The sequence below is a fragment of the Micromonospora sp. NBC_01699 genome (assembly GCF_036250065.1).
Taxonomy (GTDB): domain Bacteria; phylum Actinomycetota; class Actinomycetes; order Mycobacteriales; family Micromonosporaceae; genus Micromonospora_G.
Genome location: NZ_CP109199.1, coordinates 7,849,113 through 7,865,386, shown reverse-complemented (window position 1 = coordinate 7,865,386; position 16,274 = coordinate 7,849,113). Strand labels below are relative to the sequence as shown.

The window sequence follows — 16,274 nt, the reverse complement described above, 5'->3', positions numbered from 1 at the left end:
CGTGCCAGCAGTGCCCGTTCCGTCCCGTACCGGCCCGGCGCTTGCCCTGGTGACCGGCGCGACCGCGGGCATCGGTGCGGCGTTCGCCCGACGGCTCGCCGCCGACGGGACGCACCTGGTGCTGGTCGCCCGCGACGCGGACCGGCTGGCCGGGCTGGCGGCGGAGTTGACCGAGCGGCATCGGGTTCCGGTGGACATCCTTTCGGCCGATCTCAGTACGGACGACGGGTGCGCGGCGGTGGAGCGACGGCTCGCCGATTCGGCCGAACCGATCGAACTTCTGGTGAACAGTGCGGGTATCAGTCTCGCCCGGTCGTTCATCAGGTCGACCGCCGAAGATGAGGCCCGGTTGTTACGGCTGAATGTCCACGCGGTGATGCGGTTAACCCTTGCGGCGCTGGCCACGATGACCGTACGGCGGCATGGGGCAGTGATAAATGTCTCTTCGGTAGCCGGCTTCGGAGCCGTAATGCCGGGCTCCACCTACTCCGCCAGCAAGGCGTGGGTGACCAATTTCAGCGAGTCCGTGGGGCTGTCCGCCCGCCGCTCCGGCGTACGGGTGATGGCCCTCTGCCCCGGCTTCACCCGTACCGAATTCCACCAGCGGGCCGGCATCAACGTGTCTAAAATGCCCGATTGGCTGTGGCTCTCGGCTGACGACGTGGTGGTCGACGCCCTACGTGACCTGGGAAAAGGTAGGTTCGTCAGCGTCCCGGACTGGAAATACAAGGCGGCGGTCTTCGGGCTGCGGCACGCGCCCCGTGGGCTGCTGCGGACGTTCGGCGGCGGCGGCCGGGCCCGGATCGGCCGCGACGAGCGTTGATCCGCCGCCCCGGCGACGGTCCGTGGGCGAGCGACCGGGGGATCCCGCGATCCGGTTCGCTACACCAAAATCCGAGTACGCAGCGTAGTCGCGCACCGTCATTCCTGACCATCATCGTCGGCTTCGGATCGTCGTCCGGTCGGGTCCACCCAACGGCACCCAGACACGAGCAGTACCCTTGGGCGCCATGGGGGACCACGACGACCTGCGTAAATTCATTTCTGACCTGGCCGTAGTACACGGCCGGGTGGTGCTGTCCTCCGGTCGTGAGGCGGACTGGTACGTGGATCTGCGCCGCGTGACGCTCCATCACGCGGCGGCACCGTTGGTAGGCCGAGTGTTGCTCGACCTGACCGCAGACTGGGATTTCGACGCGGTCGGTGGCCTGACACTGGGCGCCGATCCGGTCGCCGCGTCCATGCTGCACGCCGCTTCGGCGACGGGACGCCGACTGGATGCCTTCGTGGTGCGCAAGGCAGAGAAGACGCACGGCCTGCAACGGCGGATCGAGGGCCCGGAGGTGGCCGGTCGCCGAGTGCTGGCGGTGGAGGATACTTCGACGACGGGTGGCAGTGTGCTGACCGCGGTCGAGGCGTTGCAAGAGGCTGGGGCCGAGGTTGTAGGCGTTGCGGTTATTGTTGATCGAGGCGCGGGCGACGCCGTTCGAGCGGCCGGACTGCCATACCGAGCGGCCTATACGTTGCCTGACCTCGGCCTAGTGGCCTAAAAGTTTGACGATTCGGATCTGCTGATATGCAGGCGGGTCGATGCTGCTGGTGGAAGGATGGAAAACGTGGGAACTGCGTTGGCTGAAATGACTATGCCTCAGATCTCGCCGCTTGCCGGCGAGCCGATCGAACGTGCCGACGCCGAGCGACTTGCGGGGGTCCTCAAGGCCCTCGCCGACCCCGCCCGGCTGCGGCTGCTCAGTCTGATCCAGTCGGCGCCCGAGGGCGAGGCGTGCGTGTGTGATCTCACCGCACCTCTCGGCCTCTCGCAGCCGACGGTCAGTCACCACCTGCGTATCCTCACCGAGGCCGGCTTGCTGGAGCGGGAGAAGCGTGGCGTGTGGGCGTACTACCGGCTGGTGCCGACGGCGATCGCTACGATCGCCGACCTGTTGACTCCGCCCCGTAAGCGAGCCACCAAGAAGGCTCGCTGAATCAGCGAGCGGCCCGTCTGGTGCCCTCCCCTGTCCGGGTGGCACCAGACGGACCGACGGCTTTCCGGGTGGACTCGACGGTGCGGGGTTCGCTGGGGTGAACGACGACCTCACCGGTGACCTGCGTGCGCAGCTCGCCCGGGTCGGCCGCGATGTGGTGCGGTCCGGCCTCGTCGTGGGCTCCGGCGGAAACCTTTCCGTCCGGCTACCCGGTACGGATTCGTGCTGGGTCACCGCGGCCGGCACCTGGTTGGACCGGCTCGACCGGTCCGACTTCGTGCGGGTCGGCATCACCGACGGCACCGTGCACGCCGACGGTGCCGCCGACGGCGGCGTGCCGACGAGTGAGTTGGCGCTGCACCTCGCCACCTACCGCGCCCGCCCGGACGTACGGGCGATCGTGCACCTGCACCCGCAGCATGCCCTGCTGCTCGACGCCCTCGGCGTGGCCATCCGGCTGGTCACCACCGATCATGCCTTCTACCTGCGCCGGGTGGTCCGGGTGCCGTTCCGGCCGCCGGGTTCGGCGGAGCTGGCGGACCTCGCCGCCGCGGCGGTGGCCGACGGCACCAACTGCGTGGTGTTGAGCCGGCACGGCTGCTCGGTGCTGGCCGACAGCGTGGAACTGGCGCACAAGCGGGCGGTCAATCTCGAAGAAGCGGCCCGGCTGACCTATCACGCCCTGGTCGCCGGTCGGCTCGACGACCTGACCGAGCTTCCGCCCGACCTGCTCGACCGGATCTGAGGATCAGGGGCGGTGCTGCTGGCTCTCCCGGGCGGCCTCGTCCAACGCGGCCTGCTCGGCCGGGGTGGTGCCGCGACGGGCGGCCAGCCGGGCCCGGAGCAGCTCGATGATGATCGGTACGACCGAGATGACCACGATCAGGATCAGGATGATCTCGATGTGTTCCTTGACGAAGTCGATCTGGCCGAGGAAGTAGCCGAGCAGGGTGACCCCGGTGCCCCAGAGGGCGCCGCCGATCACGTTGTAGATCACGAACGTGCGGTAGTTCATCTTGCTCACCCCGGCCACGATCGGGGTGAAGGTCCGTACGATCGGCACGAATCGGGCCAGCACGATCGACCGCGCGCCGTACTTGTCGAAGAACTCGTGCGCCTTGAGCAGGTTCTCCTGCTTGAACAGGCGTGAGTTCGGGCGGCGGAACAGCGCCGGGCCGACCCGCCGGCCGAACAGGTAACCCACCTGGTCACCGGCGATCGCCGCGATCGTGATCAGCAGGCAGACCAGCCAGATCGGGTACGTGATGTACTGCCCGTCCGAGGTCAGCAGGCCGGTGGTGAACAGCAGCGAGTCGCCGGGCAGGAAGAACCCGATGAGCAGCCCGGACTCGGCGAAGACGATGGCCAGGATGCCGAGCAGCCCGAAGGTCGAGATCAGCCACTCCGGGTCGAGGAACTGAGGCCCCAGGGCCAGCGTGGTGGTGGGCGTCGGCACGGGGTGACCTCCGAGGTTTCCCGGTCGGGTAGCGACTTTCCGCGCATCGGCGGACATTCCAAGCAGGTGACGACCCTCCGCGACGGCGACGGGTACCCCCGCAGTCTAGGTGGCGACGGTGCGTGCCCGCCCGCCGACGTCTCCCCCGCCCGGTGGGCGGGCCAGCCGTACGGGTGACCTCGGTTACAGCCGAGGAATCGATCGGCTCGGACTCGTCGGCACCCCACCCCCGGCACCTCACCCCCGGACGGGGCGGCTGGCCAGGTCGTTGGCGGGTCGGTGGGTGGTGGTGACGGTGAGCGGAACGTCAGGAATGATCTCAGTCAGCAGCTGCCCGCGTCGCCCTTATCGGCCGGCGCCCGGGCACGAGCGGCGGGTACGGTCGGCCCTTTCGATGGTCGACCGGCCGAGTTGATGAAACCGTCACCGGGAAATTGCAGCCTTTCCCGGGTCTCGACCCGTCAATAGTTATGGCAGCGCGACGCGACAGGGAATCCGGACGGTGACGATGCGGGCTCGCAGCGGCAGAGGCAGCGACTCGGGCGTGGACGGCAAGCAGAAATCGAAGCGATCGGGACAGTCGAAGCGACCGAGGGAATCGGGTCAGTCAAAGCAGTCGGAGCGGGTGCCGCAGCCGCGGCGACCGGTCGGTTCCCGGGCCGCCCCGACGGCGGCGGATGCGACCACCGGTTCCGCGCGGACTGTGACGGGCGGTTCCGTAGGGGAGGCGACGGCCGGGACCGGTTCGGGGTCCGGTAAGGGGAAGCGCGGGTCGGGGCGGCGCCGTACTCCGGTGTGGACGAAGGTGCTGGTCGCCACGGGGTCCCTGCTGCTGGTGATGAGCGGCGGGGCGTACGCGCTGACCAGGGTCGCGATCGACAAGGCGACCTCGAAGATCACCCAGGCCACCCTGCTCGACGGGGAGGCGGTGGCGCTGCCGGCGGAGACCCCCGGCCCGACCGGGAAGAAGATCGACGGGGCGCTGAACCTGCTCCTGGTCGGCATCGACGTGCGGCCGGACTGGGACGCCGGGGCCCGGTCCGACACGATCATGATCGTGCACATCCCGGCCAGCCACGACCAGGCGTACCTGATCTCGATTCCCCGGGACTGGCGGGTGCCGATCCCGGCGAACCCGGCGACCAACTACCGAGGTGGCACCGACAAGATCAACGCGGCGTTCGAGTTCGGCTACCGGGGCGAGGGTACGGAGATCGAGAAGCGGGCCCGTGGGTTCAAGCTGCTCGCCCGTACGTTGAACAAGCAGACCGGGATCACCTTCAACGGCGCCGCGCTGATCGACTTCCAGGGCTTCCAGGCGGTCATCCGGGCCCTGGGCGGCGTCGACATGTGCATCGACCAGCGCGCCTCCTCGATCCACTACGCGTACGACCGCAAGGGCAAGATCGTGCCGATCAAGTTCGACGAGGCGTCGCGCAGGGTCTTCGACCTGCCGCCGGGCGGGAAGGTCGTCGTGCACGAGGTCGGCTGCCGACCGATGTCGGCGGAGCTCGCCCTCGACTACGCCCGGATCCGGTACGGCCTGCCGAAGACCGACTACGACCGGCAGCGCCATCAGCAGCAGCTCATCAAGGCCATGGTCAAGAAGGCGACCAGCGCCGGTGTGCTCACCGACCTCGGCAAGATCGACCGGGTGATCACCGCCGCCGGTAAGGCGTTCATCCTCGACACCCAGGGCGTGTCCATGGCGGACTTCCTGTTCACCCTGAAGGGCGTCGCCGCCAACGACATGACCGTACTCAGGACGAACCAGGGCAACTTTGCCGAAGTGAAGATCAACGGCATCTCGTACCAGAAGCTCACCGCCGAGTCGATGAGCATGCTGCACGCGGCGCGCGACGGCACCCTGCCCGAGTTCGTCCGCGCCCACCCGGACGTGGTCGCACCGAAGAATGAGTGACCCGGGCCCGGACGCACCGGCCACCTTCGCGGAGTTCGCCGACACCCGGCTCGGCCCGCTACTGCGGTACGCGGTGCTGCTCACCGGCGATCCCCACCTCGCCCAGGACCTGGTGCAGGAGACGATGGTCCGGGTCCAGCTCAACTGGCGCAGGGTCGTCCGGGCCGACTCACCCGAGCGGTACGTCCGCCGCATGCTGACCAACCAGTACTTCGACTGGCAGCGCGGCACCTGGTTCAAGCGGGTGCTGCTGCGCGCCGACCCGGAGGAGGCGGTGGCCCCCGTACGGCCCGACCACGCCCAGCTCTCCGCCGACCGGGACCAGGTCTGGGGCTGGGTGATGCGGCTGCCCCGCCGACAGCGGGCCGCCCTGGTACTGCGGTTCTACGAGGACCTGCCCGACGCGGAGATCGCCGACATCCTCGGCTGCGCGGTCGGGACCGTACGGGCGTCCATTTCGCGTGCGCTCGCCGCCCTGCGGGCCGAACTGGTGGAGGCCGGCTCATGATCGAGGAAGAGCTGCGGGCGGCGTTCGCCCGACAGGAGGCCCTGGTGCCGGACACCGAACCGGTGCGGGCCGCCATCGACCGGATCGCCGTACGTCGCCGTCGACGGCGGCACACGATCCGGTCCGCGGGTGCGGCGCTCGCCGTACTGGCCGTGGTCGCGGTGCCGGTGGTGGGCCGGAACCTGAGTGCGACGCCGACGCCGGCCGAGAGCCTGACCGGAGCGCCGGCCGCCCCGGTCGTCGTACCGGATCGGGCGTTGAACGTGCTGCTGCTCGGGGCGGACGGGCAGCCCGGCTCGGACACCGGCTACCGGGCCGACACGGTGCTGATCGTGCACGTGCCCCGCGACCGTGGCCAGGTGTACTTCGTCTCGATGCCGCGCGACCTCGGGATCGACATTCCCGGCCACGGGTTCGGCAAGCTGAACGAGGCGTTCCACCTCGGCAGTACCCGCCCCGGCGGCGCCGTCGACCTGACCGCCGGTGCCCGGCTCACCGCGCGTACCCTCACCGGGCTCGGCGCACCGGCCTTCGACGCCACCGCCGTACTCACCTTCGACGGGCTGCGCAAACTCACCGACGCGGTCGGCGGCGTACGGGTCTGCCTGCCGAAGAGGGTGCCGTCCCAGCACACCGGGCGGGTGTTCCCGGCCGGCTGTCAACGGCTCGACGGCGCCGGCGCGCTCGACCTGCTCCGGCAGCGCTACGGCCTGCCGCTCGGCGCGCACGACCGGGACCGCAACGCCCAACGGTTCGGTGCCGCCCTGCTGGCGGAACTGACCGACGCGGGAACCGTCACCAACCCGGTCCGGCTGTCGAAGATCCTGCAAACCGTCGGCGACGGGCTCGCCACCGACACCGGTGGCACCTCGCTGGTCGAACTGCTGCCGGTGCTGGCCGAACTCGCCGGCGCCCAGACGACCGGGATCGGCTGGGAGATGAGCGCGGCGCCCTCGGCGGGACCGGTCTACCAGGCCCTGGACCCGGTGGTCAGCGGCAGCCTGTTCGCCGCCCTGCACGCCGACACGCTGGCCGAGTGGGTCGGTCGCCACCCGGAGCGGATCACGCCCAGGTAGAGCCGGATCCGGTCGCCGGTAGCGGCCCGGTGGGGCCGGGCTCGGTGCCGGTCAGCGGTAGTCGTCCTCCGGGCCGATGATCCGGGCCTGTTCGAGCGCGTCCCACTCGTCCACCTCGATGCCCCGGGGCAACTGCTGCGCGTCGGTGGCGGACGGGGGACCGTCGTCGGTCGGGTCCACGGCGGACGCCTGCTCGACGGCGTCGTCGGCGGGTGCCTCCGGATCACGCTCGTCCGGGTCGAGGTGGTCGCCGGGGGCGAACTCCTCGCCGAGGACAAAATCATCGTCGGGCTGGGTCATCGTCGCCTCCTCCGGTCCGCGGTGCTGTTTTCACCGTACGGGTTGACCTGCCGGTCCGTCGGGTACGTGCCGGCAAACCCGAGCCCGGCCGGTCGGTGGCGCCAGTCGGGCCGAATGGCACCCCGCCGGGCGGTGGCGGTGACACGATGGGCCGGTGGGCTACCTGATCCGGCTGGTGATCACGGCGGTCGCGTTGTGGGTCACCACCGCACTGGTGCCCGGCATCGACGTGTCCGGTTCGTCGGCCGGGGAGAACGCGTTGACGCTGCTGGTCGTGGCGGTGATCTTCGGTGTGGTCAACATGGTGCTGAAGCCGGTCATCCGGGTGGTCGGCTGCGTGTTCTACGTCCTCACCCTGGGGCTGTTCGCCCTGGTCGTGAACGCGCTGCTGTTCCTGCTGACCGACTGGATTGCCGGCGAGTTCGATCTGCCGTTCCACGTGAACGGCTTCTGGGCGGCCTTCTGGGGAGCCATCGTGGTGGCGGTGGTGAGCTGGTTGATCAGCGTCTTCGTACCGGACCGGTTCGACCGTCGGTGAGCCGCTCCGGGTCGGTGAATCGGGTCGATCCGGGTCGGTTGTGTCGGCAAGGGCGTCCTGCGGGATACTGCCCGCGAAGGACAGCGCGGTCCGGCGCGTACACGTGAGACAGCGGCCGTTGCGGCCGAAGTGGTTAGTAAGGAGCGTTCGACATGCCCATTGCTTCCCCCGAGGTCTACGCGGAGATGCTGGACCGCGCCAAGGCGGGCAGGTTCGCATATCCCGCGATCAACGTGACGTCGTCGCAGACGCTGAACGCCGCGCTGCGCGGGTTCGCCGACGCGGAGAGCGACGGCATCATCCAGGTTTCCACCGGTGGTGCCGAATACCTCTCCGGCCCGTCGATCAAGGACATGGTCAGCGGCTCGGTCGCCTTCGCGCTGTTTGCGACCGAGGTGGCCAAGAAGTACGGCGTGAACATCGCGCTGCACACCGACCACTGCCCGAAGAACAAGCTCGACGGGTTCGTCCGCCCGCTGATGGCGCTCTCCAAGGAGCGGGTGGCCCGCGGTGAGGCGCCGCTGTTCCAGTCGCACATGTGGGACGGCTCGGCCGTACCGGTCGCGGAGAACCTGGAGATCGCCGCCGGGCTGCTGGACGACGCGGCCGCCGCGCACGTCGTACTCGAAATCGAGGTCGGCGTTGTCGGCGGCGAGGAGGACGGGGTCGAGGGCGCGATCGACGACAAGCTCTACACCACCGTCTCCGACGGTCTCCAGATGGTCGAGGCGCTCGGCCTGGGTGAGAAGGGCCGCTACATGGCGGCGCTGACCTTCGGCAACGTGCACGGCGTCTACAAGCCGGGCAACGTCAAGCTCCGGCCGGAGATCCTCAACGAGATCCAGCAGGCGGTCGGCGCCAAGTACGGCAAGGACAAGCCGCTCAGCCTGGTCTTCCACGGCGGCTCCGGCTCGCTGCTGGAGGAGATCCGGGAGGCGCTGGACTACGGCGTGGTGAAGATGAACATCGACACCGACACCCAGTACGCGTTCAGCCGCCCGGTCGCCGACCACATGTTCCGCAACTACGACGGCGTGCTCAAGGTGGACGGCGAGGTCGGCAACAAGAAGCTGTACGACCCTCGCGTCTGGGGCAAGGCCGCCGAGTCCGGTCTCGCCCAGCGGGTGGTCGAGGCGTGCGAGCACCTGCGCTCCACCGGCACCACCCTCGCCCGCTGACCCGTTTTCGCTGATCGAACGCGTACGGCCGGTCCCGGACACAACCGGGACCGGCCGTTTCACGTACCGGTGTCAGTCTCGGACGAGCAGTCGTACCGCCTCGTGCACGTCGTCGGTCACGTGGATCGAGCCGGTCAGGTCGCCGAACGGGGTGAGCGAGAACAGCGGCCGGAGCAGCGACTCGATCGGCAGCGTCTCGGTCCAGAAGGCACGGTCGAGGAAGACGTACGCGCCGCTCGCCCCGTCGGTGCCGTAGAACGTCTTCGTCGCCGCCTGGAACACCTCCTGCACCGTCCCGGCCCGGCCGGCGGCGAAGACGATCCCGCCCCGGGCCAGCCGGAGCAGGGTGTCCTCGCGGATGGCGTTCGAGAAGTACTTGGCGATCCTGCCCGCGAACAGGTTCGCCGGCTCGTGTCCGTACAGCCAGGTGGGGATGGACAGGCCACCGCGCCGCGCCCAGCCGACGGTGTCGGCCACGACGGACCGGTCGCCGCCACGCTGGGCGGGTGCGGCACCGGCCGGTGCCGCACCGAGCCCGGTGGTGAACCCCGGCCCGTCCGGGCCCGGCCCGAACTCGGCCCGGACCCGCAGCGCCGCCGCCGTGTAGCGGTCGTGGTCGGTGAAGTCGGGTGCGGCGGCGAGCAGGTCGATGGCCGCCGCCAGCTCCTCCGGGGTACGGCCGGAGAGGTACGCGCCGAGGTTCGCCGCCTCCATCACACCCGGCCCGCCACCGGTCACCACCAGCCGGTCCGCCCGAGCCAGCTCCCAGCCCAGCGTGGCCGCCAGCCGGTACGCGGAGGTTCCGCGCGGTACGGCGTGCCCGCCCATCACCCCGATCACCGAACCGGGGCCGTGCACGGCCAGCCAGCTCCGGGTGGCGTCGGCGAGCGCGTTGTCGACCCCGTGGTCGTGCATCCGCTGGGCCAGCGCCTCCCGAACCGGTGGCATCGCCCCACCGTGCGTCCGGAAGTGCTCGTAGACCAGCGCGTCGAACATGCTGGCGAAGCCCCCGGTGCCGAAGCCGGCGACCAGGTCGTCCGGGGTGTAGAGCCGGGGCGGCTGGGTCGAGTACGGCAGGTCGGCGAACGGCGGCAGCAGGTGGGCGCCCCGCCGGATCAGGTCCGCCTCGACCTGCCGGTCGGCGAACCGGCAGCCGATGAAGAGGGTGTCGGTCAGGTCGACGCTGGTGAGGTCGGGCTCCGGGTCGAGGTCCAACCGCAGGCCCTGCACCGTCAGCCCGGCAAGGCTGCCGGTGGCCAGGTGGCGGTCGAGTTCGGCGCGGGACTCGATCTCGGACTCCGTGGTGTCGTCGTCCGGTTCGAGTAGGTGGGTCGAGGGTGGTGTGGGCACGTCCGTCATCCTCCTCCGCGCCGGCAACCGGCAACCGGCGACCACGCGCGGGGCCGCGCCGGGTCTCGTCGGGGTCTCGCCGAGTCCCGCCCGGTCCGGCCGAACTGGTCCAGCCGGACGTCTCCCGGACGTCTCCCGGATGTCGCCTCGACGTCGCCTCGACGGCGCCTCGACGGCGAGAGCCCGGTGACCGAGATCACCGGGCTCTCCTTACCGGGTCCTGGGGAGGCTCCGGACCTCTATTTGTAGTCGAGTCGACCATCGCCCGCACCGGCCGCACGCGTGACCAAACCCTCAGCCTTTCAGTCAGGCCGAAAGGCATCCCGCCTCGCCACCCCGCAGGTCGGGCAGGTTCAATGGGCCGATGCAGAGTCTGTTGCCCGAACCGCCGGCCACCCTCCTCCCCGGCGACGACGCGGCCGAGGCGGCCCTCGCCGAGGCCATCGAGGCCGACACCGACGAGGCGTACGCCTCGGTTGCCGCGCGTTTCCCGACCTCCAGCGCCGCCTGGGGGGCACTGGCCTCGCGGGCGTTCGCGTCCGGGCAGGTCGTCACGGCGTACGCGTACGCGCGTACCGGCTACCACCGTGGGCTGGACCAGCTCCGCCGCAACGGCTGGAAGGGGCACGGTCCGGTGCCCTGGTCGCACGGCCCCAACCAGGGGTTCCTGCGCTGCCTGCACGTGTTGTCCCGGGCCGCCGGTGAGATCGGCGAGTCGGACGAGGCGGCGCGCTGCGCGCAGTTCCTGCGCGACTGCGACCCCGAGGCCGGGGACGCCCTCGCCGGCTCCTGAGCCACCTCGCACCGCAGCTCGTCCTGCCTGCGGGTCCGCTCCCCGCCCCGGTCGAACCGGGGCGGGGAGAACCCGTCACAGCCCCTCGGCCACCGCGGCGGCAATCTTCAGCCAGGCGTCCCGGCTGGCGGCGGAGAGCTGCCCGTACCGGATCGGCTCGCCGGTGTCGATCAAGCGCTCGTACGGGGCCAGCAGCACCGCCCTGGTCCGGGCGGCGAAGTGGCGCTGGATAGCCGGCAGGTCGATCTCCTTGCGCGACGGCGGCATGGACACCACCGTCACGGCCTGCCGGACCAGCCGTTGCCGGCCGCTCTGCTCCAGGTGGTCGAGCATCCGGGCGGCGGTCTCGGCGGAGTCGTTCCGGGCGGACATGGTGATCAGGAGCTGGTCGGTCGCGTCGATGGCGGCCTGCCAGTTCTGCGCCCGTACGTTGTTGCCGGTGTCCACGAAGATCAACTTGTAGAACCGGCTGACCACCTCACGGATCTCCGCGAAGGCGGCGGCGGTCAGCATCTCGCCACCGGTCGCCGACTCGTCCGAGGCGAGTACGTCGAACATCCCCTCGCCCTGCGACCGGACGTACTGCGACAGGTCACCGACCCGCCCGTGGGACACCTGGAACTGCCCCAGGTCCCGCAGCATGTCCCGGACCGTACGCGAGTGGAAGTCCTGCTGCGCCCGCATCCCGAGGGTGCCCTGCGTCTCGTTGTTGTCCCAGGCCAGCACGTACCCGCCGCGCTTCTGACCGAAGGTCATCGCGAGCAGCAGGATGGCCACCGTCTTGCCCGCCCCACCCTTCGGGTTGACCACGGTCACCTGTCGCAGCCCGCCGAAGTTCCGGCGCACCATCTCGACGTCCTGCCGAATCTCCTGCTCGTGCCGCCCCGGCGACAGCCGTACCAGCCCGAGCGTGCTCTTGTTGACCGCCGCCCGTACGCCCATCGTCGCGATCGGGTCGGCCGGCCGGTTCGCCCGGCGCCGCGCGAACTCCTCCGCGGTCGGGGTCGACGAGTCCGGCGTCCAGACCGGTTCCGGGTACGTCGCCGGTGGCGGCGGCATCCTGGTCACCCCCGGTGCCTCCCGGTACGCCTGCTGCGGCACCTCGGCCACGCCGGGATACGCCTCGGCCCGCGGCTGCCGCCCACCAACCGGCGGGTACGGCGCCGACCTGGCTGCCGGTTGCCCCGGTACGGCCGCAGCCCCAACCGCCGTCCCGCCTGCTGTGCCGCTTGTCGTGTCGCCTGCCGTGCCGCTTGTCGTGTCGCCTGCCGTGCCGCCTGCCGGAAACCCGGGCCCGGCCGGTGCGGGCTGGTACTGGACGGCTTGATCGTGTCGGGTCGGTCCGGGGTGGTGCTGGTCGGTATACCCGTGCTGGGTCGGTCCGGGGTGGTGCTGGTCGGTATACCCGTGCTGGGTCGGTCCGGGGTGGTGCTGGTCGGGATGACCCTGCTCGGCTGCTCGGGGATGGTGCCCGCCGGGTGGGTAGCCGTGGCCGGCCGGTGCCGGGACATCGGTCGCCGGCTCGGGGCCGGTTGCCACTGGCGATGGCGCCGAACGGTCGGCGGCGGGGCGCTGCGGCGGCTGCGCCCACGGAGACTCGGGTGCCGTCGGCCGGCCGGTCCGGGGTCCGGCGGCTGTGCCGTCCGTCGTACCGCTCATGCCGTCGGGTCCACCGGCGAGCAGGGTGTCGATGGTGAACGGGTCGTCGAGGCGTGCCGAGGGGGTTGCCGGGCCGGGTGCCGTACCTGGGGTGGGGGTGCCGGCCTTCGGTGCCCACGGATCCGGCGGCGACGATTGCGATGCGGACGTGGTCTGCGCCGGGTCGTCGTTGCCGGCTCGGGCCGCTCGGCCCGGAGGACGACCGGCCGCCGCGCCGGCCGCGCTCGTGATCAACGGCCACGCCCTGGTCGGCTGCTCGACCGCCGCCCTGGCCTGCACCGTCGGGTCTCCGGCCGCCACGGGCGCGCCCGCCGCACCCCCGTCCGTGATCGTCCCGCCGATGCCGGTAGCTCCGCTGCCAACGACCCCTGCGGTAGCCCCGCCGCCAACGGTGCCGGTGGTCGCGTCGATCGCCGGGGTGAGGTGGATCGGTGCCGGGGGAGAGGGCGGGGCCGGTGGCGCCGACGGAACCGGCGTGACCGGCGCTGCCTGCGCCAGCGGCACCGAAGGCGTCGCCGCTGGTGGCACTGCGGAGGCCGGTGGCATCGCCGGTGGTGGCGGCACTGCGGAGGCTGGTGGCATCGCCGGTGGTGGCGGCACTGCGGAGGCTGGTGGCATCGCGGGCGGTGGTGGTGCGGTTGGGCGGGGCAGCATCAGGGGCGGGACCGGAAGCGGGGACGGGACCGAACCCCCGCCCCAGGCGATGTCCGCACCGACCCCCGGCGGCTGCGCCGGTACCGGCGTACTGCCGGTGCCCGATCCGGCGTGGCTGGCCGGGGTGCCGCCACCGCTCGGCTGCGGCGGTTCGGCGACGATCTCGTCCGGCGGCCAGAACGGCTCGACGTCACGGGGCGCCGCCCCCTGGCCCGGCCCGCGGAACTGGTCCGGTTGGTCGTCCACCACGGCTAACTCCCCCCTGCTCCGCCCGAGGATATGCCCGCCGGGCGGGATCAGCCCGGCACCGAGCCCGGCTGTCGGCCGACGTACGTGGTCAGCGGCCGTAGACCGCCCAGGCACCGGGCTCGATCCACCAGGACCGCTTGCGGCTGAGGTCCCCGCTCACGCCGTCGTCCACGTACGGCAGGTCGCCGTCTCGGGGCACGACCGCGACCGCGCGTCCCCTGGCCCGGCGCACCTCGATGCGTACCTTTTTGCGCCCCCAACGGCTACCGGCGAGCACCGGGACCGCCACCGCGACCTCGATTGTGCCGCTGGTCGGGTCCGCCTCGGTGAGCAGCGGAAGCCCGGCGAGCTGGGAGTACCCGCGTCCGTTGCCGATCGCGCAGGCCAGCACGGGGTCGTCGCCTGCGGTGAGGATCGTGTCGTCCACCTCTACCCGGCCGCGCCAGGGGATCGTCCGGCCCTCCTCGTCGCCACCGCCGAGCAGCACCCCGTCCAGGGTGACCGAGCCGCCGTCGTTGCGCAGCAGGTCGAGCCGGCGGACCGGGCCGTCGAGCAGCGCGGCGGCGACCTCGGCCGGTTCCCGGGGCAGCCCGAGCTGGCCGACCAGGTCCACGGGGGACCCGGCGCCGGGGGACCGGCCGGCGGTCCCGGTCGGGTCGAGCGGGAGCAGGCCGATCGGTGGCAGGTCCGGGACCGTACGGTTGCCGGCGAGGTCGGCCGGGCGGCGGCTCGGCGGCGGGGCGTACCGGCGGACCATCCGGCGGATCACGGCGCGTAACTGGCCGTCACTGGCGGTGGCGATGATCAGGCGGGTCTTGCTGTCGCCGTCCGGCCAGGTGAGGCCGTCGGGGCGGGGCGGGGCGTCCAGCCGGGCCAGCACCTCGTCGATCTCCGCGTCCGATCCGGCGGTGACCATCTCCACCCGGGCGCCCCGGGCGGTCAACGCGTCCGCGCAGTTCAACACGGGTACGCGAGGGGTGTCGGTGCAGCTGTCGCCGGCACTGTCGGCGCTCGTACCACAGCATCCGTCGCCGTTTCCGCAGCCGGCGGAGCCGTCCCGGCCGGACCCGAGGGTGAGCAGCACCACGTCGTACACGGGCGGTGGCCTCCTGCCTGTCTCCCGGCCACTACTGGCAGGGCTGTCACTTCTTGTTAATCTGACACCTCGGGCTCGCCACGCGGTCGCCACCTGGCACCCGAGCCCCTCGAAGGCGGGTTGAGATGCCAGCGATCGTGCTCATCGGGGCGCAGTGGGGCGACGAGGGCAAAGGCAAGGTTACCGACCTGCTCGGCGAGCAGGTCCACTACGTCGTCCGTTACTCCGGTGGTAATAATGCCGGACACACCGTGATCACCCCGGACGGGCAGAAGTACGCACTGCACCTGATGCCGTCCGGCGCACTTTCGCCGAACGCGATGATCGTGATCGGCAACGGGGTGGTGGTCGACCCGAAGGTGCTGCTGGCCGAGATCGACGGACTGGCCGAGCGGGGCGTCGACGTCTCCCGGCTGCGGATCTCCGGCGACGCGCACCTGATCATGCCGCACCACCGGGCGCTGGACCGGGTGGTCGAGCGTTACCTCGGCTCGGCCCGGATCGGCACCACCGGCCGTGGCATCGGCCCGGCGTACGGCGACAAGGTCGCCCGGATGGGCATCCGGCTACAGGACCTGCTCGATCCGGGCATCCTGCGCAAGAAGCTGGAACTCGCGTTGCGCGAGAAGAACCAGATGCTGTTCAAGGTCTACAACCGCAAGGCGCTGGACGTCGACGCGGTGACCGAGGAGTACCTGGAGTACGCGAAGCGGCTGCGGCCGTACATCGCGGAGACCCGGGCGATCCTCTGGGACGCGCTCGACCGGGGCGAGACGGTGCTGCTGGAGGGCGCCCAGGCGACCATGCTGGACATGGACCACGGCACGTACCCGTTCGTGACCTCGTCGAATCCGACCGCGGGCGGGGCCTGCGTGGGGGCGGGCATCCCGCCGACGGCGATCACGAAGGTGATCGGGGTGACCAAGGCGTACACCACGCGGGTGGGTTCCGGTCCGTTCCCGACCGAGCTGTTCGACGAGAACGGCATGCACCTGCGCAAGGTCGGCGTCGAGTACGGCACCACCACCGGCCGCGAGCGGCGGACCGGCTGGTTCGACGCCGTGGTCGCCCGGTACGCGACCCGCCTGAACGGCATCACGGATCTGGTCGTCACCAAGCTGGACGTGCTCACCGGCTTGGAGAAGGTGCCGATCTGCGTCGGCTACGAGATCGACGGCGAACGGTTCAGCGACATGCCGATGACGCAGACCGCTTTCCACCACGCGACCCCGATCTACGAGGAGCACGACGGCTGGTGGGAGGACATCACCAAGGCCCGCACCGAGGCTGAGCTCCCGGAGAACGCCCGCCGCTACATAGCCCGGATCGAAGAACTCTGCGGCACCCGCGTCTCCGTGGTCGGCGTAGGCCCCGGCCGAGAGGAAAACGTAGTCCGCCACCCCCTCCTCTGACCGCCCTCCCTCCTCTGACCGCCACCCCCTCCTCTGACCGCCCTCGTTCGTTGATCATGAAGTTAGCGACCGGAAACGTGCTCCGAACCGTCGCTAACT

The 16,274-nt window shown here is 70.9% G+C and carries 15 protein-coding genes and 1 pseudogene; 11 read left to right on the top strand and 5 right to left on the bottom strand.

Annotated features, from left to right (window positions below; genetic code table 11):
* Positions 1 to 10: 10 nt before the first annotated feature.
* The 4 genes from OG792_RS32530 to OG792_RS32515 all read left to right on the top strand — a co-directional run bounded on the left by OG792_RS32530 (position 11) and on the right by OG792_RS32515 (position 2,730).
* Complete coding sequence (locus tag OG792_RS32530; protein WP_329111574.1) at positions 11 to 823, top strand: SDR family NAD(P)-dependent oxidoreductase; 813 nt, start codon at positions 11 to 13, stop codon at positions 821 to 823.
* A 187-nt stretch (positions 824 to 1,010) separates the two neighbouring features.
* A complete protein-coding gene (gene pyrE / locus OG792_RS32525; protein ID WP_329105409.1) occupies positions 1,011 to 1,550 on the top strand; it encodes an orotate phosphoribosyltransferase in 540 nt (179 codons plus the stop codon).
* A gap of 57 nt (positions 1,551 to 1,607) precedes the next feature.
* Positions 1,608 to 1,985: an ArsR/SmtB family transcription factor gene (locus OG792_RS32520; RefSeq protein ID WP_076468717.1), complete on the top strand. Its 378-nt coding sequence runs from the start codon at positions 1,608 to 1,610 to the stop codon at positions 1,983 to 1,985.
* Positions 1,986 to 2,082: 97 nt separating this feature from the next.
* Positions 2,083 to 2,730, top strand: a complete 648-nt coding sequence (locus OG792_RS32515) for a class II aldolase/adducin family protein (RefSeq protein ID WP_329105405.1) — start codon at positions 2,083 to 2,085, stop codon at positions 2,728 to 2,730.
* A 3-nt stretch (positions 2,731 to 2,733) separates the two neighbouring features.
* Here the strand turns inward: OG792_RS32515 and OG792_RS32510 are convergent, their stop codons facing one another.
* Positions 2,734 to 3,441 carry a DedA family protein gene (locus OG792_RS32510; protein ID WP_329105403.1) on the bottom strand — a complete coding sequence of 236 codons (708 nt, stop codon included), beginning with the start codon at positions 3,439 to 3,441 and terminating at the stop codon, positions 2,734 to 2,736.
* Between the two features lie 793 nt (positions 3,442 to 4,234).
* Here OG792_RS32510 and OG792_RS32505 point away from each other — a divergent pair.
* The 3 genes from OG792_RS32505 to OG792_RS32495 are packed head-to-tail and all read left to right on the top strand — an operon-like array spanning position 4,235 to position 6,946.
* Entirely contained in the window at positions 4,235 to 5,362 is a 1,128-nt protein-coding gene (locus tag OG792_RS32505) for an LCP family protein (protein WP_329105401.1), read from the top strand.
* Positions 5,355 to 5,870, top strand: a complete 516-nt coding sequence (locus OG792_RS32500; RefSeq protein WP_329105399.1) for a SigE family RNA polymerase sigma factor — start codon at positions 5,355 to 5,357, stop codon at positions 5,868 to 5,870. The genes OG792_RS32505 and OG792_RS32500 overlap by 8 nt, the downstream gene beginning before the upstream one ends.
* Positions 5,867 to 6,946 (top strand): LCP family protein, encoded by a 1,080-nt coding sequence (locus OG792_RS32495; RefSeq protein WP_329105397.1) that lies wholly within the window; start codon positions 5,867 to 5,869, stop codon positions 6,944 to 6,946. The genes OG792_RS32500 and OG792_RS32495 overlap by 4 nt, the downstream gene beginning before the upstream one ends.
* Before the next feature lie 51 nt (positions 6,947 to 6,997).
* Here OG792_RS32495 and OG792_RS32490 read toward each other — a convergent pair whose 3' ends face one another.
* On the bottom strand, positions 6,998 to 7,246 hold the full coding sequence (locus OG792_RS32490) for a hypothetical protein (protein WP_329105395.1): 249 nt from the start codon (positions 7,244 to 7,246) through the stop codon (positions 6,998 to 7,000).
* Positions 7,247 to 7,400: 154 nt separating this feature from the next.
* Between OG792_RS32490 and OG792_RS32485 the strand changes: the two genes are divergently transcribed.
* Entirely contained in the window at positions 7,401 to 7,784 is a 384-nt protein-coding gene (locus tag OG792_RS32485) for a phage holin family protein (protein WP_329105393.1), read from the top strand.
* Positions 7,785 to 7,936: 152 nt separating this feature from the next.
* Positions 7,937 to 8,962, top strand: a complete 1,026-nt coding sequence (gene fbaA, locus OG792_RS32480) for a class II fructose-bisphosphate aldolase (RefSeq protein ID WP_329105391.1) — start codon at positions 7,937 to 7,939, stop codon at positions 8,960 to 8,962.
* Positions 8,963 to 9,034: 72 nt separating this feature from the next.
* Here the strand turns inward: fbaA and OG792_RS32475 are convergent, their stop codons facing one another.
* Entirely contained in the window at positions 9,035 to 10,312 is a 1,278-nt protein-coding gene (locus OG792_RS32475) for an LOG family protein (protein ID WP_442932339.1), read from the bottom strand.
* A 364-nt stretch (positions 10,313 to 10,676) separates the two neighbouring features.
* On the opposite strand from OG792_RS32475, the gene OG792_RS32470 reads away from it, so the two are divergent.
* Entirely contained in the window at positions 10,677 to 11,105 is a 429-nt protein-coding gene (locus OG792_RS32470) for a DUF3151 domain-containing protein (protein ID WP_329105387.1), read from the top strand.
* A 75-nt stretch (positions 11,106 to 11,180) separates the two neighbouring features.
* Here OG792_RS32470 and OG792_RS32465 read toward each other — a convergent pair.
* Both OG792_RS32465 and OG792_RS32460 read right to left on the bottom strand, forming a co-directional pair.
* A pseudogene (locus tag OG792_RS32465) lies at positions 11,181 to 13,106 on the bottom strand (chromosome partitioning protein).
* Between the two features lie 649 nt (positions 13,107 to 13,755).
* A complete protein-coding gene (locus OG792_RS32460; RefSeq protein ID WP_329105385.1) occupies positions 13,756 to 14,763 on the bottom strand; it encodes a hypothetical protein in 1,008 nt (335 codons plus the stop codon).
* Positions 14,764 to 14,888: 125 nt separating this feature from the next.
* Here OG792_RS32460 and OG792_RS32455 point away from each other — a divergent pair, with 125 nt between their 5' ends.
* Positions 14,889 to 16,175 carry an adenylosuccinate synthase gene (locus OG792_RS32455; RefSeq protein WP_329105383.1) on the top strand — a complete coding sequence of 429 codons (1,287 nt, stop codon included), beginning with the start codon at positions 14,889 to 14,891 and terminating at the stop codon, positions 16,173 to 16,175.
* Positions 16,176 to 16,274: the final 99 nt, after the last annotated feature.